Annotated in this window: 20 protein-coding genes and 2 pseudogenes; 9 read left to right on the top strand and 13 right to left on the bottom strand. The window is 61.0% G+C overall.

The window, feature by feature from the left end; translation table 11 throughout:
• Positions 1 to 164: 164 nt before the first annotated feature.
• Entirely contained in the window at positions 165 to 2,177 is a 2,013-nt protein-coding gene (locus tag GNZ12_RS43640) for an acyl CoA:acetate/3-ketoacid CoA transferase (RefSeq protein WP_172319170.1), read from the bottom strand.
• Positions 2,178 to 2,672: 495 nt separating this feature from the next.
• Between GNZ12_RS43640 and GNZ12_RS43635 the strand changes: the two genes are divergently transcribed.
• Positions 2,673 to 4,073, top strand: coding sequence for a GntP family permease (locus GNZ12_RS43635; protein WP_172319168.1), 1,401 nt, complete (start codon positions 2,673 to 2,675; stop codon positions 4,071 to 4,073).
• 72 nt (positions 4,074 to 4,145) lie between these two features.
• A complete protein-coding gene (locus GNZ12_RS43630; protein ID WP_172319166.1) occupies positions 4,146 to 4,949 on the top strand; it encodes a substrate-binding periplasmic protein in 804 nt (267 codons plus the stop codon).
• A gap of 140 nt (positions 4,950 to 5,089) precedes the next feature.
• On the opposite strand, the gene GNZ12_RS43625 is transcribed toward GNZ12_RS43630, so the two are convergent.
• The 3 genes and pseudogenes from GNZ12_RS43625 to GNZ12_RS43615 form a co-directional block, all read right to left on the bottom strand.
• On the bottom strand, positions 5,090 to 5,800 hold the full coding sequence (locus tag GNZ12_RS43625) for an IS6 family transposase (RefSeq protein ID WP_407947773.1): 711 nt from the start codon (positions 5,798 to 5,800) through the stop codon (positions 5,090 to 5,092).
• A gap of 82 nt (positions 5,801 to 5,882) precedes the next feature.
• A pseudogene (locus GNZ12_RS43620) lies at positions 5,883 to 6,443 on the bottom strand (pyridoxal-phosphate dependent enzyme); the annotation flags it as partial.
• A 72-nt stretch (positions 6,444 to 6,515) separates the two neighbouring features.
• Positions 6,516 to 6,998 (bottom strand): universal stress protein, encoded by a 483-nt coding sequence (locus tag GNZ12_RS43615; RefSeq protein WP_172319162.1) that lies wholly within the window; start codon positions 6,996 to 6,998, stop codon positions 6,516 to 6,518.
• A 186-nt stretch (positions 6,999 to 7,184) separates the two neighbouring features.
• On the opposite strand from GNZ12_RS43615, the gene GNZ12_RS43610 reads away from it, so the two are divergent.
• The gene (locus tag GNZ12_RS43610) at positions 7,185 to 8,240 is read left to right on the top strand and encodes an NAD(P)H-dependent flavin oxidoreductase (RefSeq protein ID WP_172319160.1); all 1,056 of its coding nucleotides are present in this window, start codon (positions 7,185 to 7,187) and stop codon (positions 8,238 to 8,240) included.
• A 530-nt stretch (positions 8,241 to 8,770) separates the two neighbouring features.
• Here GNZ12_RS43610 and GNZ12_RS43605 read toward each other — a convergent pair.
• The 6 genes from GNZ12_RS43605 to GNZ12_RS43580 form a co-directional block, all read right to left on the bottom strand.
• Positions 8,771 to 9,487 carry an RNA polymerase sigma factor gene (locus GNZ12_RS43605; protein ID WP_172319158.1) on the bottom strand — a complete coding sequence of 239 codons (717 nt, stop codon included), beginning with the start codon at positions 9,485 to 9,487 and terminating at the stop codon, positions 8,771 to 8,773.
• 42 nt (positions 9,488 to 9,529) lie between these two features.
• Positions 9,530 to 9,820: a cupredoxin domain-containing protein gene (locus GNZ12_RS43600; RefSeq protein ID WP_328806217.1), complete on the bottom strand. Its 291-nt coding sequence runs from the start codon at positions 9,818 to 9,820 to the stop codon at positions 9,530 to 9,532.
• A gap of 79 nt (positions 9,821 to 9,899) precedes the next feature.
• Positions 9,900 to 10,433 carry a DUF4142 domain-containing protein gene (locus GNZ12_RS43595; protein ID WP_172319154.1) on the bottom strand — a complete coding sequence of 178 codons (534 nt, stop codon included), beginning with the start codon at positions 10,431 to 10,433 and terminating at the stop codon, positions 9,900 to 9,902.
• A gap of 336 nt (positions 10,434 to 10,769) precedes the next feature.
• Positions 10,770 to 12,560, bottom strand: coding sequence for a chloride channel protein (locus GNZ12_RS43590; RefSeq protein WP_172319152.1), 1,791 nt, complete (start codon positions 12,558 to 12,560; stop codon positions 10,770 to 10,772).
• A 6-nt stretch (positions 12,561 to 12,566) separates the two neighbouring features.
• A complete protein-coding gene (locus GNZ12_RS43585) occupies positions 12,567 to 12,980 on the bottom strand; it encodes a MarR family winged helix-turn-helix transcriptional regulator (protein WP_172319150.1) in 414 nt (137 codons plus the stop codon).
• Between the two features lie 90 nt (positions 12,981 to 13,070).
• Entirely contained in the window at positions 13,071 to 14,234 is a 1,164-nt protein-coding gene (locus GNZ12_RS43580; protein WP_172319149.1) for an HPP family protein, read from the bottom strand.
• Between the two features lie 523 nt (positions 14,235 to 14,757).
• Here GNZ12_RS43580 and GNZ12_RS43575 point away from each other — a divergent pair.
• The gene (locus tag GNZ12_RS43575; RefSeq protein WP_172319147.1) at positions 14,758 to 15,075 is read left to right on the top strand and encodes a DUF1840 domain-containing protein; all 318 of its coding nucleotides are present in this window, start codon (positions 14,758 to 14,760) and stop codon (positions 15,073 to 15,075) included.
• Positions 15,076 to 15,870: 795 nt separating this feature from the next.
• On the opposite strand, the gene GNZ12_RS43570 is transcribed toward GNZ12_RS43575, so the two are convergent.
• Together GNZ12_RS43570 and GNZ12_RS43565 are read right to left on the bottom strand one after the other, a co-directional pair.
• Entirely contained in the window at positions 15,871 to 16,317 is a 447-nt protein-coding gene (locus GNZ12_RS43570) for a universal stress protein (RefSeq protein ID WP_235994101.1), read from the bottom strand.
• Between the two features lie 69 nt (positions 16,318 to 16,386).
• On the bottom strand, positions 16,387 to 16,572 hold the full coding sequence (locus tag GNZ12_RS43565) for a hypothetical protein (RefSeq protein ID WP_172319145.1): 186 nt from the start codon (positions 16,570 to 16,572) through the stop codon (positions 16,387 to 16,389).
• 497 nt (positions 16,573 to 17,069) lie between these two features.
• Between GNZ12_RS43565 and GNZ12_RS43560 the strand changes: the two genes are divergently transcribed.
• The 4 genes and pseudogenes from GNZ12_RS43560 (at position 17,070) to GNZ12_RS43545 (ending at position 20,860) form a co-directional block, all read left to right on the top strand.
• Positions 17,070 to 17,210 (top strand): hypothetical protein, encoded by a 141-nt coding sequence (locus GNZ12_RS43560; RefSeq protein WP_172319143.1) that lies wholly within the window; start codon positions 17,070 to 17,072, stop codon positions 17,208 to 17,210.
• Positions 17,211 to 17,629: 419 nt separating this feature from the next.
• Positions 17,630 to 18,244: a DNA-binding protein gene (locus GNZ12_RS43555; RefSeq protein ID WP_328806216.1), complete on the top strand. Its 615-nt coding sequence runs from the start codon at positions 17,630 to 17,632 to the stop codon at positions 18,242 to 18,244.
• A gap of 492 nt (positions 18,245 to 18,736) precedes the next feature.
• A pseudogene (locus GNZ12_RS43550) lies at positions 18,737 to 19,436 on the top strand (methyl-accepting chemotaxis protein).
• Positions 19,437 to 19,459: 23 nt separating this feature from the next.
• The gene (locus GNZ12_RS43545) at positions 19,460 to 20,860 is read left to right on the top strand and encodes an MFS transporter (protein ID WP_172319141.1); all 1,401 of its coding nucleotides are present in this window, start codon (positions 19,460 to 19,462) and stop codon (positions 20,858 to 20,860) included.
• Positions 20,861 to 21,111: 251 nt separating this feature from the next.
• On the opposite strand, the gene cobA is transcribed toward GNZ12_RS43545, so the two are convergent.
• Positions 21,112 to 21,924, bottom strand: coding sequence for a uroporphyrinogen-III C-methyltransferase (gene cobA, locus GNZ12_RS43540; protein WP_172319139.1), 813 nt, complete (start codon positions 21,922 to 21,924; stop codon positions 21,112 to 21,114).
• Positions 21,925 to 22,584: 660 nt separating this feature from the next.
• Here cobA and nirB point away from each other — a divergent pair.
• The gene (nirB, locus tag GNZ12_RS43535; RefSeq protein WP_172319137.1) at positions 22,585 to 25,125 is read left to right on the top strand and encodes a nitrite reductase large subunit NirB; all 2,541 of its coding nucleotides are present in this window, start codon (positions 22,585 to 22,587) and stop codon (positions 25,123 to 25,125) included.
• The last annotated feature ends 22 nt before the right edge of the window (positions 25,126 to 25,147 follow it).

Here is a 25,147-nt window from a genome sequence, read left to right as displayed (position 1 = left end):
ATTTTTGCCGGCTCGGTGCACCGGCTTCATCAGGACGAGCTCCTCGACCTCACGGTCACTCACGGCGACGGCACGACCACGCGAGTCACTGCTACCGCGCCGGAGTCTGCCGAAGTACACAACTGGGACCAGCGCCGGGCGAGATCCTGCCTGTACATCAAATGTTAATGCGCTGTTGCCGTGAGCACTTCGTTGATGTGCGCTTTCGCTTCCTCTGGGCTTTCGTAGATATACGTCGCGACACTGCGCCGCTGAAGCGCATCCCCCAGCTTCAATCTAAGGAAGCTGCTGGTCGTGTATCTCGTGACGCCAGAGTATAAATGCGAGACCAGATGCGTCACCATGTCCGAATAGGCGTCAATCACCTCTGGGCGGATCGAGAAGTTATCGTAGTTGACCACGGCATGCGGCTTGACACGTGCATCGTGCAGCCGTGCTTCGACCTCTTTACGTATGGCATCCACGTCTTCGAGGCTGGCGACCTCGTGCCCCTCAAAATTAACGAAAAATAAATTCTGGGCTGCGTCGTAGCTGAACCGTTCGTTAAGCCTCAAACTGAGAATCGCGGCTCGCAGACCCATCGGCGCAGAACGGAATATCCGCTTGTCCATCAGGCGCGGTCTTGTCTTGACTATCGGAGCGAATCCCATCTGGGCAACGATGTCTCTCTGAATGTCGACGCCGGGTGCCACCTCGATCAGTTCGAGGCCATCCGGCGTAAGCGAAAACACGCACCGCTCGGTAACGTAAAGCACGGACTGACCGCGCCTCGCCGCATATTCACCGCTAAAGGTGCAATGCTCGACAGCATCGACGAATTTCTGGCACGTCCCTTCGCGCAAAATCTTCAATCGTCCGTCCTCAATCGCGACGTCGAGATTGCCGGCGTTGAACGTGCCCACGAAAACAACTTTCTTGGCGCTTTGACTGATGTTGATGAAGCCGCCCGCACCCGCCAGTTTCGGCCCGAACTTGCTAACGTTGAGGTTGCCCTGCCGGTCCGCCTGCGCAAGCCCAAGAAACGCGATATCCAGACCGCCACCGTCATAGAAATCGAACTGGTATGGCTGGTCTATGATGGCCTGCGTGTTGGTCGCCGCGCCGAAATTCAAGCCACCCGCCGGTATCCCGCCGATCACCCCAGGCTCGGTGGTCATCGTGAAAAGGTCGATGACCTGTTCCTCGTTCGCGACACTGGCGATGCCCTCAGGCATCCCGATGCCGAGATTGACGACGCTATTGGCGAGGAGCTCGAACGCCGCCCTCCGTGCAATGACTTTTCTCTCGTTCAATTCCATCGGCGGCAATGACGTAGCGGCAACGCGAAGCTCACTGGAAAAGGCAGCGGAGTATGGCTCCGCAAAGGTCTGCCAATGTTGCTCAGGCTTCGCAACAACGACGCAATCGACCATGATGCCCGGAATCTTTACGTGCCTCGGATTCAGCGTGTTCGACTCTGCCAGTCGCTCGACCTGAACGATCACGATGCCACCGGAGTTGCGAGCGGCCATGGCAATCGAGAGTGATTCGAGCGTGAGCGCCTCTTTCTCCATCGTGATGTTTCCGGACGCGTCCGCTGTCGTACCTCTGACGATAGCAACGTCTATCGGGAAAGCCTTATAAAAGAGGTACTCTTCGCCGCCGACGGACATCAGCGAGACCAGGTCGTCCGTTGTCCGTGCATTGAGCTTGCCGCCCCCCTTGCGCGGGTCGACGAACGTGCCCAGACCGATTGTCGACAGGTGCCCAGGTTTGTGTGCGGCGATATCGCGAAACAGATGTGAAATGACGCCCTGCGGGAGGTTATAAGCTTCAATCCGTCCATCAAGTGCCAGCTTCTGAAGCCCCGGCACGAGGCCCCAGTGCCCGCCGATGACGCGACGGACCAAACCTTCGTGCGCCAGGTGATTCAGTCCCTTCGATTTGCCATCGCCCTGTCCTGCGGCGTAGACAAGCGTGAGGTCGCACGGCGCCGGGCTATCGGTTCCCCTTGACTCAAGAAATCGCTGCTCCAACGCCGCCGCAATTTCTTCGGCGAATCCAATGCCGACAAAGCCGCCGGTTGCTATGGTGTCTCCTGAGCGAACCAGCTGGACTGCTTCACGCGCGGTCACCACCTTGCCGCGCTCCGCACTACGCGTCGGGGTGGGAAACGGATGTTGGAATCCTCCGGTCATGATGTCTCCTTGTCTCGCATCACCCGCTATCTCAGCCAGTCAGACGCCAGGCAGGGGCTGCGTTTGTGTAGGGTGCGCCGTGGAAAACCACCGCCATCCCGTTGACGTTCCCAGTATGGCAAGAATGAGAATACCCCGTCCACGATGGTGCTGGATAGATCGAGACATTCAGAACGAGCAGTATGTTTGCGATGAGGGTACCCATGCAAGCAATCCAAAGCACGGCTTCGACGAAATGCCGGTTATCTACTGCTGTTCGACCGCGACCCCTGACCTTGGCCGGAAGCACCGCCGTGTACGCTTGGCCTGGTTGTCATGCGTGCGTATGGGAACCATACTGTCTTTTGTCAAAAAGACAGGTTGCAAGCAGATCCCTGATGAAGTAAGCACCCCGATCAAACCAACTCGGCGGTGCGTACGTCAACGCGCTATTGTACGGAAAGCCCGATTCCCGGAATTGTTCCAACTCTTCAATAACCAAATGAGGGAGCAGCCATGACCGCCGTTGCCATTTTCGGAATCTGCCTATCCCTGGTCGCGCTTATGTTCCTGGCCTACCGGGGGGTCAACGTTCTGCTGCTGGCACCCATCATGGCCACCGTGGCAGTGTTATTCAGCGGTGGGCACGGCGGGTTGTTACTCGGTACCTACACCCAGCTCTTCATGACCGAGCTCGCCAAGTACCTGGGCAAGTTCTTTCCGCTCTTCATGATGGGTGCGTTGTTCGGTAAACTCATGGACGATTCGGGCTCGGCCAAAGTGATCGCCCACAGGATTGCCGCTCTTACCGGGAAGAATCGCGGCATACTCGCCATCGTGCTCGCCTGCGGGGTCCTGACTTACGGCGGCGTCTCGCTTTTCGTGGTGGCGTTTGCCGTTTACCCCATCGCGAAGTCGCTGTTCCGCGAAGCGGAGATTCCCAAGCGGCTCATTCCCGGTGCGATCGCGCTCGGATCGTTCACGTTTACGATGACGGCGCTTCCCGGCACGCCCGCCATCCAGAATGCCATCCCGACCGCCTACTTCGGCACCACTCCGTTCGCCGCGCCGGGTCTCGGCATCATCGGCGGCCTGATCATGTTTGGCGGTGGCATGCTCTGGCTCAACCGGCGTGCAGCTGCCGCCCGGGCCAAAGGCGAGGGGTATGGCCAGCACGACGATCTTGAAGAGACCGCCCATGGTCCGGCGCAGCACGCTCCAAGCTTTCTCGTCGCGCTGATTCCCATCATCCTCGTGATTGCCTTGAACTATGTATTCACCACGTGGGTGATCCCCGCCATGGACACCGCGTTTCTGTCGCAGCCCAAGTACGGCGCGACAAAACTGTCGAGCGTCGCGGGCATCTGGTCCATCGTGCTGGCGGTCATCGTTGCTAGCCTCTTCGTGTTGCTTGCCAACCTCAAGAGATTCGCCAACATCACCGATACCATCAACAAGGGAACCCTGGGTTCCATGCTGCCCATGCTGAACACCGCGTCGGAGGTGGGCTACGGAGGCGTGATTGCTTCGCTGGCGGCGTTCGCTGTGGTGCGCGACAGCATGACGAGCATCACCACCAATCCCGTCCTTTCGATCGCGATAACCGTGAACGTGCTGGCCGCCATCACCGGCTCCGCCTCGGGCGGCCTTAGCATCGCCCTGGCCTCGCTTGGCGACTTCTACCTGCAAATGGCAAAGGCTGCGCACGTCAGCCCTGAAATCATGCACCGCATCGCCAGTATGTCCTCGGGCGGTTTCGACTGCATGCCGCACAACGGCGCCGTGATTACCCTGCTGGGGATCTGCGGCCTCACGCACAGGCAGTCATACCTCGACATTTTCGTGGTGGCCTCGGTCATTACGGTCGTCGCGGGTATTGCGGTGATCATCCTGAACGCCGTGTTCGGCACTTTTTAGCTCGCCCTTGCGAGTTCGCGGACGACGCACAAGCGGCCCCAGTTGGGGCGACAACAGAGTCTGGAGGTGAAGATGCACCGGTTGCTATGGCTCATGGCGCTCGCGCTAGTCTCGCTGCCCGCCGGCGCGCAGGAGGTCCGATTGATTACCGCGGAGTTGCCGCCCTTTACGTTTCAGATACCTCCCGCCACGGTATCGGAGGTGCCTGGGCCCGGACAGGGACTGGTTCACGAGGCGGTGATGGAAATGGCGAAGCGGATCGGCTACAAGGGCAGCATCGAATACATGCCCTGGAACACCGCTCAGGAAATCGCCATGAGCACGCCCAATATCGGGATCCTCTCCATCACCCGGACCCCCGAGCGGGAAGATCACTATATCTGGTGCTGCCGGATCGTGACCGATGATCTGATCCTGGTCGGCGGCCAGGGGGTCGACGTCTCCAGCCTCGAGAAGGTCAGGGACCGTCCGGTCGGCGTTCTCTTTGATAGCGGCGCGCAGGCGCTGGTAAAGTCGCTCGGTTTTACGCGGATCGTGCCGGCGCCCGAGGAGTGGCTCGACGCCAAGCGAATGAAAGAGCGCAGGATCGACGCCTGGCTTGCGCCGCGCCTGATGGTGATTCACGCGTACAAGGAAATTGGCGCGGATGCATCGACACTCAACTTCGGGCAGATCGTCCGTCCCAGTGAGATCTACCTCGCCTTCTCCAAGGGCACGCCCCAGGCGGAAGTGCAGCGCTGGCAAAAGGCACTGAAGGAGATTCAGGACGACGGTACTTACAACAGGATCCTGGAAAAATACAACAACCTCAAAGTCGAAGCCATCCCAGATGACCAGCGCAGGTACACCCGCGGCTCGATCACGTGGGGCTATTAGATCGACCACCCGCGTGCGTCATTTTCGACGAATGCTCGCAAGGAGCGGAAGACCGAAAGCTTGCGTGGACGCTTCGTGATCTGTTAGGTTCTGGTGCAAATAGATAATCAGGTTGAGAAATTTCGGCTAGGAAGGATAACTTATCGATAAGACAGGACAGCATTCCATACGGCGGCTGCAGCAGCATCCTTGATGCCGAACTTCGCGAGATCGAACTGGCCCTTGCGAATGCGATGCGTCAACTCGATACCTGAAATCGTAATCGCGGCGCTCCTGAACCGTTTGAATCCGAGCATCACGTTCGTCCTGGATTTGATGCGACGATGGTCCTGTTCGACCAAATTATTCAGATATTTTGAGGACCGGACCTTCGTGTCTCCAGGCAGCATCCCATCGGCCTTCATCTCGCGCACCGCACGGTGCGAGGCAGCATAACCATCGAACGTAATGGTTTCCGGCGACTGGCCCTGATGCCTGATGGCCTTGCTGAAAAAGGCTTTGGCCGCGGCCACGTCGCGTTTCGCCCTGAGCATGAAGTCCACCGTCTGGCCAGCCCGATCCACTGCCCGGTACAGGTAGACCCAACTGCCGCGAATCTTCAGGTAGGTCTCGTCGACACGCCACGAGCGACCTGCCGGCGTAGCAAAGCGGTTCCAGCGTTTGACGAACTCGGGCGTATAACGCCTTACCCAGCGCAGGATCGTCGTGTGAGCCAGCGACAAACCCCGTTCGGCCATCATTTCGACAAGATCGCGCAGACTGAGCTTGTAGCGCAGGTACCAACGAACACACAGAATGATGATCTCCCGATCAAAATGGCGTCCAGCGAACAGCTCGTCCAGACTTTTCAGCTTGCTCATCGTAGGTCATCGGTTCGTTTTGCTCCGGCAACTCTAACCTATTCGCCGACCCTATTTGCACCTGAACCCTTACGCCCATGATGGTTCCGGTAGTCCCCATGGCAGAAACAAAATGCGTAACGCATCCCTGTGTTTCACGCCAGATCTCCGGACCGGTGCCTTCGTAATGTGCAAGCGGGTTGTCGGGATTGGAGAACTGATCGAGAACGATGCCCCGGCCTTCCCGTTCCATCTTCGCAGCGATGTCCCGCGCGCATTCCATACCGCCCTTGGCCGGCGTCAGGATTATTTCTGCGCCATACGCTGCCATGCTGCGACACCGTTCCTCAGAGACATCCTCCGGCATGAGCAACACCATCCGATAGCCGCGCAGCGCGGCCACCATGGCGAGCGCGATACCGGTGTTGCCACTGGTCGCTTCGATCAGCACGTCGCCGGGCCGTATACGTCCGCGATGCTCGGCGCCCCTGATCATCGAGAGCGCCGCGCGATCCTTGACCGAACCCGCAGGGTTGTTGCCCTCCAGCTTGCCGAGGATGACGTTGTTGCGCGCCCGGATTGTTTCATCGGGAAGACGAACGAGTTCGACGAGAGAGGTGTTGCCAATGACGGTTTCAATGGTTCTGTAGGTCATGTTTCAAAGTATTGGTGCGGTGTGAAAACCACGGCTGTCGGATCGTCTGGCTATGAGCTTTTCCCGATGCCCTTACGCACGTGCGGATAATGTCTCTACCGGATCGCGAGCATCCGCGTCTTCCGCATCCATCGCGACCAGTACTGCGCAGGAAACCCTGTCCAGCAGCAGTCCATCGTTCTTGCCGCTCCACCATCGCCGGAGGAGGCCGCTTCGGCGATGTCCCACGACAATCAGATCGGCTTTCAACTCACGGGCAAAAAACGGGATATGGTCCAGAGGGTCGCCAATCGCGAAATGGGGCATGGCGATTACACCACGCGCAGCGAGTTTCTCGATTCCATCACGGAGTATCTCCCTCGCAGACTGCTCCAACGCATCGAACGGCACGGCAGACGCAATGTCAGCCCCCTGCGTCCACGCCAGGCTATTCAGAACGGCAAGCAGGTGCGTTTCCGCCTTGAGCTGCTCCGCTAATGAGGCGCCATGACGCAACGCCCGCCGCCCTTCACGGGTTGCGTCATAACACAACAGGATGCGCCCGAATGCAGACATATCGTCACTCACTCCGATTCAGGAAGCCCCGCTATCCAGCAGCCAGGCTGGCGGATGCGCAACCGTTCGAATGGCCGTCGCTGACGAGCGCGGCGGCACAACGATGGAGATCACAGCGCATTTGAATTATTCTATATCATCTTGTGATGTATATGCGGTGCCATCCTCAATCGAAGAGGTAATACGATGGCTATTGATACGACGTCATTTGCTACGCCACTGACCCGGCTGCTGGGCTGCCGGTATCCCGTCATTTCAGCGGGAATGGGCGGTCCGGCGCGTGCCGAGCTTGCAGCGGCCGTTTCCCATGCCGGCGGATTTGGCCTGCTGGGTATGGTGCGCGAGTCGCCTGAGTTGATCTCCCGCGAGATTGCTGCTGTGCGGGCCGTCACGGATCAGCCGTTCGGCGTCAATCTGATCCCGTCGGCGACGGAACCGGCTCTCCTCGCGGCAGAACTCGACGCCTGTCTGGACGCCCGTGTTCCCGCGATATGTTTCTTCTGGGATGTCGTACCCGACGTGGTCGCACAAGCCAAAGATGCAGGCGTGCTGGTGCTCTATCAGGTCGGTTCACTTGAGGACGCGCTCGCCGCTGAACAGGCGGGGGCCGACATCGTGATTGCGCAGGGTATTGAAGCGGGCGGCCATGTGCGGGGGCGTACGGGGATCCTGACGTTGCTTCCCGAGATCGCCCGGCTTGTGCGCATCCCGGTTGTCGCGTCGGGCGGCTTCGCAACAGGCGCGGGCCTCGTTGCGGCGCTCGCGCTCGGCGCAGCGGGAATTCACTGCGGTACGCTTTTCCTCGCGACCCACGAGTCTTTCGCGCACGACTATCACAAGCAACGCATTCTCGCCGCCCGGGCGGGCGATACGGTCTATACCGACCTGTTCGCGATCAACTGGCCACCTCACTCTCCAGTGCGCGTCCTGGCAAACAGCGTGACCGGGAGAGCCGGAAGCCACCTGTTCGGACATCACCCGGACAGCCTGCCACGCGATGTGATCGCCTACGACGAAGGACGGCCGATCTACCGGTTTAGCACCGATTCGCCACTACGCACCACGGTGGGAGATCTTGAGCAGATGGCGCTCTTTGCCGGCGAATCGGCAGCGCTCGTCGACCAGGTCTCCAGCGCCGCCGAGGTCATCGAGCGGCTGTTGAATGAGGCAATGGATGCCTCATCGCGGATCGCGGCGCTATGTGAACACAGGTCATCTCAAACGAAGACGATTCCCGGATAGCGCCATCAGTCGGGTGATGGAGATGGTCAATACGGTTCGACATGTCATTGGGCGCACCCCCACATCTGATGTCTTTCGTGAGCCGTTCGTCAGATGATCAACGTGTCCGATCCTGATGTGTCCACGTCAAACGCGGGCCGTTGCACGGTGATATCTATCTGCCTGGACCGGCCTCTTCGACGCAACTCAGCACGAGTCTGCTGCCCGGCCTTGCTTCAGCGCTGAGCTCGGCGGTATGGAATTCGGTATCGGTGCATCGCCATTCGACACGAAAGTCCTTGTGGTCTTTGCGGCAGCTTTGGGATGGCGCACCCGTGAGTGTCTTGTGCAGGATGTACGGGCAGGTCTGCAGTCCGTCACACTGTCGCGCGAGATCATGCGTCGCGTTTCCTCGTGGCATTCCGCAGTTCGTGCCATAGCCACCCGATATGATTTTGATCGCCCGCGTTTGCGCGCTCGAGTTTGCCGCCACGGCGAGAATGCCCGCTATCGCCCAGACACAGCGAACGGCGCCGACGAGGTACGGCGATTTATATCGCCGGTGCGTTACTGCCGTTGTCATCTTCGCCGGCTATCCGCGATAGTACGTTGGCGACCACCCGGTCGCAGTGGGCGCCGCCGAATTCGAATACGTCGCGCTCGGCGAGATCGATCTCGTGCGCCAATGATTCGCGCAGCAGGCTCTTTGCGCGGAAATGCCGGCTGCGCACCGTCGCTTCCGGGATGTCGAGACATTGTGCCGTCTCCTCGACGCTCAATTCCTCGACCGAACGTAGGACAAACACAACGCGAAAGACTTCCGGCAGTTCATCCAGCTTGCGCTCGAGCAAGGCTCGCAGCTCGGTGCGCGCTACCGCCTTGTCTGGGGAATCGGAATCTTGCGCGGTCATGGCATCGATATCGACATGAGTGTTCGCGTCCACCATCGGAATCACGTTCTGACGGCGTGCTTCCCGGCGCAGGCGTCCGTAGCATTCGTTGAGTACCAGTCGGGACAGCCAGGTGTGGAGGGTGGCTTCGCCACGAAACCGGGCGATCGATCTGTAGGCTGACAGATACGCCGCCTGCAGCGCGTCTTCTGCTTCCGTTTCGTCACGCAAGGTGGCGCGCGCCAGGCGATACAACCGCCGATTGTGCTGGCGCATCAGCCATTCGAACGCCGATCGATCTCCCGCGACGATGCGGCGAACCACCTCGCGTTCGTCACTTGCGGCGAACGTTGAATGTGCTTCAGCGATGTCTGTCATGACTGCCTCGCCAGGTCGCTCTCACTCATTATTGTTCATCCCTCATTGCACGATCAGTGTGCCACGCATCGTGGTGTGGAGGGTGCACAGATACGGATAGCTGCCCGTCTTGCGTGCCACGTAACTCCACGATGCGTTCGGCGAAATTGCATGCGAGTCGAACGCTTTCGATATTCCAGTCGCCGTATGGGGAAACAGATCCTTGTTCACCCACACCACACGGTCTCCGCGGTGCACCGTGAGCACCGGCGGATTGAAGCGCATCTGCTCGATGACGATCTGGTACGTTGTGCCTGCGGCTTCGGAAACGCCGGCCAGCGAAGTCATCATGATCACAACGAAAACGCAGGCAGGGACAAAAGCGCCGGTGCGTAGCTTGCTCCGGCGCTGTCCGGTTGCGCAAAGTGTCGGATTACCCACCACTCTTGCCCAGTTCCGCCTGCAGATGCTTCGCGTGCTCGAGATGCGCGACAAAGGCCGGACGCACTTTGACGAGAAGCGCCTTCAGTTCCGCGTTCTGCGCATCCGGAATCAACGTGTTGTCCAGCGCGTCGAGAACGCCGTCGTGGTACGTTACCTCGTGGTCGATATACGCCCGGTCGAACTGCGCGCCGTTGAGTGTTTTCAGGTTGGCGAGGTTCGCATCGCCGCCCTGCTTGAGGCTCTGGCTCGTCGGATTGTCTTCCGGCGTCACGCCGAGCTTGTGAACGAGGTCGGTGGCGGCCTTGTTAACGCCGCTATGATCGGTGACCATGCGTTGCGCGAACGCTGTGACATCCTTCGACTTCGTTTTCGACTCCGCGAGCTTGCCCGCGTCGATATCCACCTGATTGGCGGTCACGACGATGGCGGCGATCTGGGGGTCGGTGGGACCGGTGCTCTGTGCCCAGCCCGGGAAGCTGGTAAGCGTGAGTGCGCCGTACAGTGCTGCGCTGATTAACTTCATGTCGCGTCTCCTGAATAGTAATGGCAAGTCCGGCCCGGTCCGCACACGACTGGGGCCGATTCGATCTTGGATAGGGAGTTGGATGTCACGTGTGCGAGTCCTGTTCCCGTTTTCGTTCCCGGGCGCGGTATGCGATGCGCGTTTTTTTGACACGGTTGCGAAGCGGCCATGAGGAGCGCGACATGGCTTCGCAGCGTGGGGACGATATTGTCCAGGGAATGGGTGCTGAATCAGTGGGAAATGCAGGAGGGACGAGAAAAGCAGGAGAGGTATGCCCCCGAAGGGGCACGGAAGAAGAGCGTATCTGTTTCTGGCAGCCGACGACCGGCCGCTGACTTACGGAACCGGGGGGAAGTGCCGCTTGCCGGGCTGAATCCGCAAGCGCCGGAAGCGTTCTTTTTTGTGCTCTTCGTCGAAGTGGGCTAGAGACGGCTTGACCAGATCGCTGCGCGACACAATGCCGATCAGTTGCAACGTTCCGGAATCCGCGACCACGGGCAAGCGTTCGAGACCGTGCACCGCCAGCCGCGTTGCGACGAGCCGGCAGGTTTCACTGGGTAATGCAAAGGCAGGGGAGCGGTGGCGCAACACGTCGGCGAGGCGTGAATCGAGCGCATGCTCTGCCTCTTCATCGCGAATTTTTTCCAGTACCGCGCGATCGACGACGCCCGCCAGCACGCCTTGACGCACGACCGGATAGGCGCGATGCGTCTGCGTCGTGCCGAAGTACGTTGCCAGCGCTTCGCGCACGGACAGATCGCCATCGATCGTCTCGACCGTACGCGACATCACCTCGTCGACGTGGTGGCGCTCAAGCGGATCGACGCCGTATTCCCGGTAGATGTGGTAACCGCGCCGGGCAATTTTCTCGGTCATGATGGAGCGCTTCATGACGACCGTTGCAAACCCGTGCGCGATCAGCGTTGCGGCGAGCAGCGGCAGCAATGCGTTGCTGTCGTGCGTGAGGCCGAATGCGAACACGATTGCGGTCAACGGTGCGCCCAGTGTAGCGCCAAGCGTGGCCGCCATGCAGACGAGCGGCCACAGGGCAGGGTCGCCGCCCGGCAGCACGTGGCCGAACACGACGCCGAGCCCCGCACCCAGCATGAGCAACGGAGCAAGGACGCCGCCTGAGGTGCCCGAGCCCAGTGCCACGACCCATATGACCGCCTTCACGACCAGGATCGCCAGCGCGATCTGGATTGCAATGTGCTGGTGCAGCAGGTCGCCGATCACGTCGTAGCCAACGCCCAACGCGCGAGGTTCGAGAAAGCCGCCGATGCCGACGACGAGGCCGCCAATCGCGGGCCACCACATCCAGTGGATGGGCAGCTTGCCGAACAGGTCTTCGGTCTTGTAGAGCGCGGCTGACAGGCCCGATGCGAGCGCGCCGGACATCAGCCCTGCGATGACGCAGGAGACCAGCGACAGTGCGCCGGGAGGTGCGGTCTCAAGCGGAAACAGCGGCCCCGTGCCGAAGAATGCCGCGCGCGCGAACCCCGCGACTGCGCACGCAAGCGCGACCGGCAGAAAACTGCGCGGGCGCCATTCGAACAACAGCAGTTCGACTGCCAACAGCACGGCCGCCACCGGCGTGCCAAAGACCGCCGTCATGCCCGCCGCTGCGCCGGCAACCAGCAGCGTCTTGCGTTCCGCGGAGGTGACCTTCACACATTGCGCGATCAGCGACCCCAGTGCGCCGCCTGTCATGATGATCGGACCTTCTGCGCCGAACGGCCCGCCACTGCCGATCACAATGCCGGACGATAAGGGCTTGAGGATCGCCACTTTCGGCGACATGCGGCTCTTGCCGAACAGGATGGCTTCGATCGCTTCGGGAATGCCGTGCCCACGGATCTTCTCCGAACCGTAACGGGCCATGAAACCGACGATGAGGCCGCCGATCACAGGAACGACCACCACCCAGATACCTAGCGTGTTGAGGGCCGGTGAGCGGTCCGCAAACGAAATTTGCTGGAAGAAAAACAGATTGGTGAACAGATGAATCAGGCTTAGCAGCACGAATGCCGCGAGCGTGCTCAGGGCGCCGATCCCCGCAGCGAGTGCTGAAATGCCGGGAAGTCGCGCGTTGGTGGAAAAATCGCGCTTATGGGTATCGAGACTCATGGTGACTCAAAAATCAATCTGGGGGACGTTAAAGGCGCCTTCGAGCGACTTCAGTTCAGCACGGTGCATCTCGGCGAGGCGGGCAAGCACCTGCTCGCCCGCCTTCAACAGATGAACCTCAACCTGGCGGCGGTCGGTCTCACTGACTTTTCTGCGGACCAGATCAAGCGCCTCACAGCGGGACACGAGCGCGACCACGCCGTGATGCTGCGCCTGGAGCCGCTCCGCAAGCTCGCCGACGGTGGCCCAGTCGCGCTCCGGATAACCCTTGATATGCAGGAGCAGCAGATACTGCAATGGTGTAATCCCTTCACCCTGGGCGGCCTGCTCAGAAAAACGTTCGAAGCGCCGCATCTGGTAGCGAAACTCGGACAGTTGCTCGAAGTCCGTCTTGATCAAGCCGCGAGCGAGTGTTTTCATCGGAGTTCCGTGGAGAAATAGGTAAAACGCAAATTATATCATAGTGTGATATTGATGCCTGTGTTCAACACCGATAGCGGATGACAGCGGCTATGCCGCGCGCCGCTGCTGCGCGTAAGCCTGGCGATAGAGCCCGGCGATGAGGTCGGCCTGCGTGATCATTCCGGCAAGCCGCTGATTCGAGTCCAGAACCGGGATATGGTGGTGCCCGTAGTTCGCGAACACCGGCACCAGTTCGACGATCGGCGTCGTCGCGTCGACCGTGCGAACGTCGACGTTCATCAGCGCGCCGACAAGCGGCGCCGGGGTGATGCTGCGCCGGAACCAGCGTTGTACGGGGGACGGCAGACCGGCCCCTTTGCTGAACGCACGTTTGTCGACAAGGTCGGCGCGGGTCACGATGCCGATAACGTGCTGCTTCTCGTCAGTGACCGGGAGTGCCTTGATATGGCGCTGTTTCAGCAAACTCCACGCGGCGGAAGCTCTTGTGACGGCCGACACGGCGACGAGGGAGCGCGACATGATGTCCGCGCAGGTCAGTTCATTGAACGTGCGGGCGTAGGCCTGCAACTGAACATCGCGCAGCAGGGATTCCAGATCGTCCGTGTCAATATCGAGCAATTCCCCGCGCCGGTTCAGCACCGCTTCGAGGTCCGCGCGCGTAAAACCTTCGTTCGACGCCGCCGCCGATGCGGCCGTGCCTTTTCCCGAACTCTGGGCGACGTGCGGGTATCGATGCCCGGTAGCCGCGTGGTACATGATGGCCGCGCATAGCAGCGTCACTGACTGGATCGCGATCGGTTCGGCCACAAAGCGGTAGCCCAGCGCATGCACGGCCGGACCACCAAGGACCGCTGTCAAAGCGACTGCGCCCGACGGAGGGTGAACACAGCGCAGCGCAAACATCGCACAGATCGCCAGCGCGACGGCCAAAGCGGCGGCGCCTACCGGATCGGCGATCCAGCCTGCACAGGCAACGCCGACCGTCGCGGAGGCGATATTGCCGCCGATGATGGACCACGGTTGCGCAAGCGGACTGGCGGGAACCGCGAACAGCAGCACGGCCGAAGCCCCCATTGGAGCCACGAGGAGCGGAATGTTCGCTGCCGGCCCGAGAAGGACGTGCATTGTCCCGCCGGTGAACGCAATCCCCGGCAATGCGCCGAGACACGATCTGAAGCGTTCCGGCCACCGGACGGCAATGGGATGAGGGGCAAAGCTGGAAAACCAGCGAATAAGAGCGTCGCGGGACAAGGTTCAAGTAGGAAAGTGGGAGGTATCACGTGGGATGGCACCACACACTAAGGGCAAATCCTCACGAAACGAAAGAACGTGTCGTTATGATTATATTTCATTGTGATATAAAAGTACGTTCCGGATCGCCGCGAGCTGACAGAACGGCACTGATCACGGGGTCAGTCTGGTTCTGCGTCTGGCGCAGCATGGCCCGATTGACGGCATTTTCAGCTTTAATGGATCACGTTGTGATATAAAATGAAGTCAGGCCTTCCCGTGACTGGTTCTTGAACAGGAGCAGTCCGGATGAAACTACAAGGATGATTTGCCCGGATGGCACGCGCCCATGGGGATGCCGTGCTTCTCTGACGTGCAAAGCCGGTCATCGTGGAGGCCCTGGCCATCGTCACAGGAGACGATCACCGGCTGCCCGGGTCGTGCTGCGTCAGAGTGCGAAAGACGCGTTGCACTCGTCCTCCGGGGTGAGTCCGAATGGCCTTCCGGTGCGATGGTGCAATACAGATCGAAGCAAGGAGCCATCATGCTGATCACGTTTCAATCGCCCGCTACGCCCGATGTCGTGATGCTCAGGGATCTCGCCCAGTATCTGCTGGGTCTCGTGGGCAAGCGGCTCGATACGCGTGGGGTTATCCTTCACGACGAGCTGCCTCGTGCAATCAGCCGTCTCGAAGCGGCGATTTCGGACGACGACAAAGCGGAGATTGCCCTCGAATCGCTGCAGTATTCCCGCGAACGCCGTCAGGAATCAGGCAGTGGACTTTCGCAGCGGGCCTGGCCATTTCTCGACATGATGCGTGAAGCCAGTAAACAGAATGCCGACATCATCTGGGGGCTGTAGACGCCGTGTTACAGCGCGAGTTGACGCCGGCTGCGTGCCATACCGCCTGCTGAAGGACGCCCGGATGAAACAATCGATTGCACGGCGCCTCTTCGCAGCGGCTCTCGCGGCGTACGGCATCTGCTAGCCGGCGTGGGCAGGCGCGCATTCTGGCGCCCAACCACAAGATGTTGGCTCGAGGTCGTGTGCAGACCGGAGCGGTTGCCAGCCGGTCGGGACGTGGAGGGCTACGCCAGCCAATGGAACGGCTACTCCTTACTTCGCTGATATTCCGATGACGGTTGGCGGTGCGTACAACCGTACGACGCTCGATATGCTATCGAGCGGACCCTTCATGTTGGTGAAATGGCCGGATGGCTGCTGTCCGGACAGCAGACGATGGCACACGGGAGACACGCGTCATAGCAATCCTGGCGACGATCTGCACGTGATCTTTCTCTGGCCAACACTGTAGACGATTCATCGGCGCGACGAACAATCCGAATGAAGCATCGCCCGGCCGCCAACGCTTGTCGCATCGGTGACCGGGCCTCGGAAAGTAAAGGGGAAATTACTGGACCGATGCCGCCAGCAGCGTCAAGGTCCGTGACGCGTGCGGTTCCACCAATGCCTGCCAGTTGCATGCCGGAGAATCCGCTCACGAGGATGGTCCCGGGGAGCCTGGGCAACGACGAAAAGAATTACCAACGCCAGCACTGCGGCTGCAACAACAATCTGTACCAGAAGATCCATCATCATCTTCGCCTCCGCCATGGTTGTACGCTCAATAAGAAATCCTGGCCGCCCGATTCGAATTCACGCAAGACCGTCAGGCGGCCACCTTGAACAGGACGCCGCAAGACACGCGGTCGAGCAGCAATGCGTGGTTTTCTCCCGTCCACCAGCGCGCAAAAATCCGTGCGGGTGATGTCCAATGACGATCAGGTCGACCTTCAGTGAATCTGCCAGGCGGGAAATCTGGTCAATCGCATTTCCGACCGAATAATGTCCCGTTGCAGTCACACCCCATGCCCGCAACCAGTCGATACCCTCGCGCAGTGTCTCTTGTGCCGCCTGCTCATCGACCTCGAATTTCATTGACGAAAGAACGTCGAAACCGCTTGACCAGTATGTGTAGTCGAAAATCGAGAGCAGATGGGTTTCAGCTTGCAACTGCTGCGCAAGGGCCGCGCCGAAGCGCAGCGCGAGGCGCCCTTCGGGTGTGGCGTCGTAGCAGAGAAGGATCCGGTTGAACGGGGCCATGGTGGATTCCTTTGTCAAATTTCGCGGTGTCTCCATTCGAGCGATCGAATCGGTTCACCACGAAATTGTTCAGGTGAACATCGGCACGGCCTCGATCAGCACGAAGCCCAGTAACGCGCCCACTGCTGCACCCAGCAGCTTGGGATGCCAGCGTTGCAACTGCAGCATGCTGAGCAGGTCGCCAACCAGGATCGTGCCGAGCAGCGCAAAGGCAATCAGCAGGTAGCTGATCTCAAAATCGCTGTTGATGATCATTGCGCCTCCTGTATGTCGCGTGAGACTGTGTCATCAAAGCCATGAATGAAGTTTTGCCGGCAACCCGTGGCCGCTTTCGCGGGTTCAGGTTTCCTGGCGCCAGTTGCATTTTCAATGCACTCCGGGTTCCGATACAGGCCCTTGATTCAATTATATATCACGATGTGATATGTGTGATCATCCGATCCGCTAGCTGCGGGGTCATCGAGATCGCCGTCGGTAAATGCACTACGAAATGAGGATGAAGGGGCGCGCTAAACCCGCTCTGCTTCTTGCGGCAGCACCGGTCAACGGGCTCTCTTGACGAATCTGACCGATCGGCAGAACATCAAAACATGAGATATTTCGGGGTCCAGTGATGACCTCGATCGCGGCTCGGATTCGGGGTGACGAAGTAGTCGATGTCCGTGAAGCCGCAGTCGTGTGATTTTCGCAACATTGCAGTACAGGCCCCGTGATCGCCGCAGGACGATCAGCAAAGAAGAGGGAGGAAAGCCATGACTGACGTCGACGAAAAAATCAGGCATCCGCAACCGGTGAAGCACAGCGATAACGAGAAAAGCAAGATGCCGCAACGTGACGAAGCGGGAGCCAGGCCCGTCAAGACGCGTGGCGAAGATGAGCCGCCTGTGGAGTGATACGTCGGGCTGCGGTCTGTCCAGCGCACAAGAGGGGCTCAGTCGCTTTGATGGTGCCTGGCGAATGCGGTCCGTGGACCGCGTGGAACCTCGACGAAAGCAAGGGACGTCGGGTGACGAGCCGTATTTTTCCGGTGCGGCGCCGGTAGCCGTTTACGCGCGTGAGGACGCTTCCAGTTCTGCAAGACGCTTGCGTAGCAAGCGATCCTCCTGGAAGCGGGTGGGTTTCGTCGCGAATCACGGCGACGATGCCGGTGAGTTTGTTTTGCGGGGGGGCACGCGGTGCTTGGTTCAAGCCTGGAGACAAGGAACAATAGTCTGCAAAAAACGGGAGCCGTTTTACGCGAACCAACAATACCCGCGAGGCCGCCGTCTGCCTCGTTGTCGCCGGTCGGCTCCCGCATGAGCTCACCGTCGACCTGATCTACGCCGAGATGCGGCAACGCAGCCGCACCACGATCAACGACGAGCGCAAGTTGTGGAAGGACGAGCAGGCGCGAATCGATACACCGAGCGCCTCACTGCCGCCAGCGGTCGCGAACGCGATGGCATCGGTCTGGGCGCTCGCGATCGAACATGGCGAACAGGTCTTCGCGCAACGCGGCGAAGAGCTTGAGACAGAAGCGACGGCCGCGGTGATACACGCCGAGTCTCTGGCGACGGCCAACGCAGGTCCTCAGGCCGAAGGCCATACCCTGTGTGCCAACTCGAGGATCAGCAGACACGCCTTACCTCGGCGCTGGACGATCTTGCCCGTGCCTAGGCTGAGCGAGATGCCGCCACCCGGCAGAGCGAAACCGCTACGGTCGGGCGCAATATCTTGCGTGCGCAATCGGACCAGGTACTACGCGATGCGCGGTCCGCGCATGCGCGCGAACTCGACGGATTGCTGGCTGCCCGCGCCGAACGCGAATCCGCCTTGCGGGCGGGAGTTGGCCAGGTTACCACCCGGAGCCAACGTCAGCTTCGCTCCGGAATGGTTTTGTTACCGACGCTGGCGCCGGAACTTGAGCCGGTGCCGTGCACGGCTGTAGTGCACTGCACCAACGCGTCGCACCATCCCAATTCATGCCACGCGCCGACTCCGCGCTTCGCGGCAACTGAAATCCCATCACTTGCGCCGAGGTGAACGTCCCGGCTTTCAGGAAATTTGATGATTGTGCGATGCGTCGTTGAACTGGCCAGCCCCGCTGGACGCACCGTTAGCCGAATGAGGCGCGGCTGGAAGCCGCCGGAGAGACCGCCCAGGATTAGCGCTACACGGATCTATGGCACGGCTATTGCTTAGATCGGGTGCGTGGCCAACGGAGGCCCCAACGTATTGAATCTTTACCGGCCGCTCGCTTTGAGCGACCCGCAGGGACAACGGCGTCCCGAGTGCCAACTGTGTAACCGAGCAATCGGGACGCGCGGTTGCGCTCGGGGCGCTTTTTTTTTTGCGTGTCATATGCCGCCGCGAGTCCCGTCATGGGGCGCGCGCCGTGCGAATGGAGCAACGGTGCAGGGCCTTCATGTCCAAATTTACGATGAAACAGCCGACACTTTCAGGTCCCGATGCCGTCTCTGGACAGTTCATCGGCGAGCTCATCAATCTGGGGGGGGCGGCAACGGATGCTCTCACAGCGCATCGTGCTGCACGTGCTGCTCGCGTCGCTTGGCAACAGCGACGCGCTCTCCGTAGCCAAAGCGTGCCTTGCCACGTTTGCGCAAGCGCATACCGATCTGGTGAGCGGCAACGAGCGCCTGCCGGGCGTGTTTTCCGAAGCGCTGCGCGAGCTGTATTTCGGCGACCGTAGGGCCGACGACCGGATTCAGCAATTTATCGCCCAGGTGAATCGCGCAGTGTCGTGCGTCGAGTCGGGACGCGCGGAAGACCAGACTCAAGTCGACGCACTCGTCATCCAGGCGACGCCGCTGCTCGAACTGCTGCAGGACATCACGCTCGCCTATCAGCACGAGATGCGCGGCATCGAAGCGGCTGCGCTCAAGCGGCAGACCGATATCGCCGAGCGGCTCGGCAGCATCTCGATGCAGGCCAACATTGTCGCGCTCAACGCGCGCATCTCGGCCGCGCGAGCAGGCCAGTTCGGGCGGGAATTCGCTGTGATCACGACCGTGCTCGCCGACATCATCAAGGAGATGGATGAGCTGATCAAAAGCGTCGTCGACACACGCGGCGTGCCCCGTCAAGGTCGGCACGCCAGCGCCGGCCGCACTTTTCAATAGCCTTTACCCTGTGAGAGAAAGCCATGAAACATCTGTTGAATCCACTGACGAGCGGTAACTGGCGCGCGTTGCTCGCGTGCTTCCTCTACTTCGATACCGGGTTTACCGTGTGGGTGATGTTCGGCCCGCTCGCCCCGTTCATCCACAGGGACATTGCGATGTCGCCCGCGGAACTGGGCTTTCTCGTCGCGGTTCCGGTGCTGGGCGCGGCGATCCTGCGCGTGACGCTCGGCAACCTGTATCAGGCCTATGACGGCCGCCGCATTGCGCTCTGCGGCGTCGTGCTGTCGGCATTGCCGTCGATCGTGCTGCTGCTGTCACCGTCCGCGCCTTCATACGTGATGCTGCTGGTGCTGGGCGTGTTTCTCGGGGTGGGCGGCGCGAGCTTTGCGGTGGCGCTGCCGATGGCCGGCAGCAACTATCCGCCCAAGGTGCAGGGGCTGGTGCTGGGGCTCGCTGCGGCGGGCAATATCGGCGCGGTGCTCGACGGTTTCCTGTTCCCGAGCCTCGCCGATCACTTCGGCTGGGCCAAGGCCGCGGGCGCTGCGTTGCCGTTGCTCGCGCTCGCGGCCACGGCGCTGTTCTTCTGGGCGAAGGACCTGGGGCCGAAGTCCGGCAGCGCACCGCGTGCGTTGCGCAGTTTCTGCGTCACGCTGGGCGGCTTGATCGCGCTCGTGCTCGCCGTGCACGCGGGTGTCTTCGGCGCCGGCAAGACGGGCGTGCTGCTGCTGCCGGTACTGGGCGCGCTGCTGGCGATTGCGGTGCTGCCGAAGCACTATCGCAGCGTGCTCGCGGAAAGCGACACGTGGGTCGTGATGCTGGTCTACAGCATCACGTTCGGCGGCTTTGTCGGCATGTCGTCCTATGTGACGACGCTGCTGGTTTCGCTGTATCAGTTGCCAAAGCTGGAGGCGGGGCTTTTCATGTCGCTGCTCGCCTTCACGGGTGCGCTGGTGCGGCCGCTCGGCGGCCTGATCGCCGACCGCATCTCCGGCGTGCGCGCGCTGGTGCTGCTGCTCGCCGGTATTTCGCTGTGCGATTTCGCATTCGCCGCATCGATGCCGCCGTTGCCCGCCGGTATCGCGTTGCTGGTGGCCACCTATCTGTGCTTCGGGCTCGGTAACGGCGCGACCTTCCAGCTCGTGCCGCAACGCTGGAAAGGCAAGACCGGGCTGATGTCCGGCATCATCGGTGCAGCGGGCGGCATCGGCGGATTTTATCTGCCGGTGATCATGGGCATGGCCAAGGAAAGCACCGGCAGCTATCAGATGGGCTTTGCGACCTTTGGCGTTATCTCCGCGCTGGCCTTCGCGCTGGTTGTCCTGCACCGCGCGCGGTGGCTCACCTGGGCGCTGCCTGCGGAGAGCCTGGTGGTTGCGAGCCGGATCCCGACTGCGGGCGTGCGTGCGGATGGCGGGGTGTGAACTGGGGGTTGCGCGGGAAACGTGCCTGCATTGGCTGTAAGTCGCCGCGCGCGCTTCCCGTTTCACCTCGGTCGCAAAGGATCGGATAGACGCGGGAGCCCAGTCTGAAGGTGTGAATCGTCAGTGCTTTTTGCTGGGCGAGGCGACCGGTGTGTGCAAATCGGATCGCCGCTGTCATATGCCAACGCCGTATGTAAAAAGGCCCGCGTCAGACGATGCGGGCCTAAGCCGTTTAGCGTTTGGCGTCTTGATCATGCGCTGCGCAAGACCGCATCACGCTCGAAGCGCCGCGCGTGAGAAGTGGACGGTAATTCAGTAGACACGTCCGCCACCGACTCGTGCGTAGCGTGCGCCCCGGCCTCGCCAATCGCCTTGCCAACCAGAATGACAGCGGGACTTCCAAGCCCGGCTTCACGCGCACTCGCCGCAAGCGTGTCAAGTGTCGCCAGCACGTGCCGCTCCGCAGCGCTGCCCGCCGATTGCACCACCGCAGCGGGCGTCTCGTGCGGCAGGGCCGACATCAGCGCGGCACACAGGCTGTCGATGCGGCTCATGCCCATGTAAATGGCGAGCGTCGTGCCGGTGGCGGCCAGTGCGGCCCAGTCAGGCTCGCTGTCGTCGCGCAGGTGCGCCGTGATAAACGTCACGCCCGGGCAGTGATTGCGATGCGTGAGCGAAATACCGAGACCTGCTGCCGCGGCAAAGCCCGACGAAATGCCATTGACGATTTCGAACGGTATCTGTGCGCGCCGCAAATCCGTCAGTTCTTCGCCGGCGCGTCCAAACAGCAGGGCGTCGCCGCCTTTCACGCGTACGACGTGTCGGCCGGCACGCGCGTAGCGCAGGATCAGGCGCTGAATGAACGCCTGCGGGGTCGACTTGCAGCCGCCGCGCTTGCCCACGCGAATCACGCGCGCCTGCGGCGCAAGCGACACGATCTCCGGATTGACGAGGTCGTCGAGCAGCACGACATCGGCGCTTGCCAGCAGCCTCGCTGCCCTGATCGTGAGCAGATCGAGGTCGCCCGGACCCGCGCTGAGTAAAGTGACCTTGCCCGTTGCCATGGTGATGTCCTTGTAAGTCCTGAGGCGGCCGGCTCGATGGCCGGTTGATCGAGCCCTGCGCCAAATGCAAACGGCGTCCGCTCGTCGTGTTGAACGAGGGGACGCCGTTGTCCTGATCTGGGTTGCCTGTGCTGCCGGGTGGCGCATTGCGCACCATCTGCAGCGTGATTTCATGTGCCGGCACCGTTGCCGTGTGCATCAATAGACGCAATATCCACGCCAGACAGTGTCGACGCGGGTAGTGCACCGCGAAAAACCTCTGGTCTGCTCACTAATCCGGGTTCACGAGCCAAACCAAAGCAGGCCATCTTCGCCCGGCCGCTGCACGGATGCAGTGCTGCACCGCACCACCATTGTGCTCTGCCGCATCAAAATGCATCTTTCTGCTGCGTTCCAAACCAGGGTCGAAGCCTCGTATCACCCGTGGCCTGGGCCACTGCGATCGATGTGACCCATGGCACGGCCTTTGCGTAAGTATGCGCGGAGGACCAATGGCGGTCCGGCCAGCATGCAGCAGAAGTCACTCTGTAGGTCACAGCTTTTTGGACAACGGCGTCCCCTGAATTCAGTCACCTGACGACTGGATCCGCGGGACGCTTTTTTATTTGCCGGACGAAAATCATGCCGCGAACCGCGTTGGAAATAGATGGGACTCCAGTCATGAACGTTGTCGTCATTGGCCATGGCATGGTGGGGCACAAGCTTCTTGAATGCCTTGTGGACGACGCGAGCTCCGCGTTGCACGTTACCGTGCTGTGCGAAGAGCCTCGTCCCGCTTATGACCGCGTGCATCTGTCCGAATTCTTTTCCGGCAAGTCCGCTGAAGACCTTTCGCTCGTCAAGCCAGGCTTCTTCGAGCGCGAGAACGTGCTGCTCAGGCTCAACGCGAAGGCGGTGTCGATCGACCGGGAGGCCCACACGGTGAGCATCTCGACCGGCGAGACGCTTTCCTACGACAAACTGGTGCTCGCAACCGGCTCCTCGCCGTTTGTTCCGCCGATGGCGGGCAGCGATCGAGAGGACTGCTTCGTTTACCGCACCATCGAGGATCTCGAGGCAATGCAGGCGTGCGGCGCGCGGGCGAAGTCGGGTGTAGTGGTAGGCGGCGGCCTGCTGGGGCTTGAATGCGCGAAGGCGCTGCACGATATGGGACTGGCCGCGCATGTCGTTGAGTTCGCCCCGCGCCTGATGGCGGTGCAGGTCGACGACGGCGGCGGACGGGTGCTGCGCCGCAAGATCGAGGAACTGGGCGTGCAGGTCCATACGGCCAAGCACACGCTCGCGATCGTCGATGGCGAATCGGGTACCCACCGGATGCAGTTTGCCGACGGCACGCATCTCGACACCGACATGATTGTGTTCTCCGCGGGTATCCGTCCGCGCGATGAGATTGCGCGTGCCTGTGGGCTGGAACTGGGTCCGCGCGGCGGCATTGCGATCGACGACACCTGCCGCACGAGCGATCCTGACATCTATGCGATTGGCGAATGCGCCGCGTGGAACGGCATGGTGTATGGCTTGGTGGCGCCAGGGTATGACATGGCACGCGTCACTGCGAAGCAATTGCTGGGCGATCAGGCCGGTTTCGGCGGCGCGGACATGAGCACCAAGCTCAAGCTGATGGGCGTGGATGTCGCGAGCATTGGCGATGCGCACGGCAAGACGCCGGGCAGCCGCACGTACCAGTTCAGCGACGAACGCAAGCAGGTCTACAAGAAGATGGTGGTGTCGGAGTGCGGCAAGCAACTGCTCGGCGCCGTGATGGTGGGCGATGCGACCGAATACGGCACGCTGCTGCAGATGATGCTCAATCGCATCGAATTGCCCGAAGCGCCGGAATTCCTGATCCTGCCGCAAAGCGATGGCAAGGCCAAGCCCGGCCTTGGGGTCGACGCACTGCCCGAGGCCGCGCAGATCTGCTCGTGCAACAACGTCTCCAAAGGCGAAATCTGCGCGGCCGTGCGTGTGGGTGCGACCAGTATCGGCGCTGTGAAGAGCGCGACGTGCGCCGGCACCGCGTGCGGTGGTTGCGTGCCACTTGTCACGCAGGTGATGAAGGCCGAGATGAAGAAACAGGGGCTCGCGGTCAACAACCACCTGTGTGAGCACTTCCCGCACTCGCGCCAGGAGCTGTATCACATCGTCCGCATCGAGCGTATCAAGACCTTTAATGCACTGCTGGAAAAGCATGGGCATGGCCTTGGCTGCGACATCTGCAAGCCCGCCGTTGCGGGGATCCTCGCGTCATGCTGGAACGAGTTTGTGCTCAAGAAGGAGCATGCAGGCCTGCAGGACTCGAACGACTATTACCTCGCCAACATCCAGCGCGACGGCACTTATTCGGTCGTACCGCGTATGCCTGGGGGCGAGGTGACGCCTGAAGGCCTGATTGCCGTCGGCCAGGTGGCGAAGAAGTACGGTCTCTATACCAAGATTACCGGCGGCCAGCGCGTCGACCTGTTCGGCGCGCGTGTCGATCAACTGCCGCTGATCTGGGAAGAGCTGATCGCTGCAGGCTTCGAATCCGGGCATGCGTACGGCAAGTCGCTGCGTACTGTGAAGTCGTGCGTCGGCTCAACATGGTGTCGCTACGGCGTTGGTGATTCGGTCGGGCTCGCGGTTGCCATGGAAAACCGCTACAAGGGCCTGCGGTCCCCGCACAAGCTCAAGTTCGGCGTGTCGGGCTGCACCCGCGAGTGCGCGGAAGCGCAGGGCAAGGACATCGGCATCATCGTCACCGAGAAGGGCTGGAACCTGTATGTGTGCGGCAACGGCGGGATGAAGCCGCGCCACGCCGAACTGCTCGCGTCGGATCTGGACCGCGAGACGCTCGTGCGCTACATCGACCGCTTCCTGATGTTTTACGTCCGTACCGCCGACCGTCTGCAGCGCACCAGCGTATGGCGCGAGAACCTCGAGGGCGGGCTTGAATACCTGATCGACGTGGTCGTGCACGACAAGCTGGGACTCGCTGCGGAGCTGGAGGCGGAAATGCAGCACGTGGTCAGTACCTATGAGTGCGAGTGGAAGAAGGCGGTGACCGATCCTGAGACTCGCAAGCGCTTCCGCCATTTCGTCAACAGCGACAAGCTCGACGAGAACGTGACCTTCGTCGAGGAGCGTGGCCAGATCCGTCCCGCGACGCCGGAAGAGCGGCAAGCGAGGCCATTCCCGATTCCCGTGGTCGTCGAGACCGTCTGACCACGCACCACACCTACCTTGA

The sequence above is a fragment of the Paraburkholderia solitsugae genome (assembly GCF_013177695.1).
In the GTDB taxonomy this organism is placed as follows: domain Bacteria; phylum Pseudomonadota; class Gammaproteobacteria; order Burkholderiales; family Burkholderiaceae; genus Paraburkholderia; species Paraburkholderia solitsugae.
The sequence above is the reverse complement of the archived record's forward strand: the minus strand, read 5'-3'. Positions and strand labels throughout refer to the sequence as shown.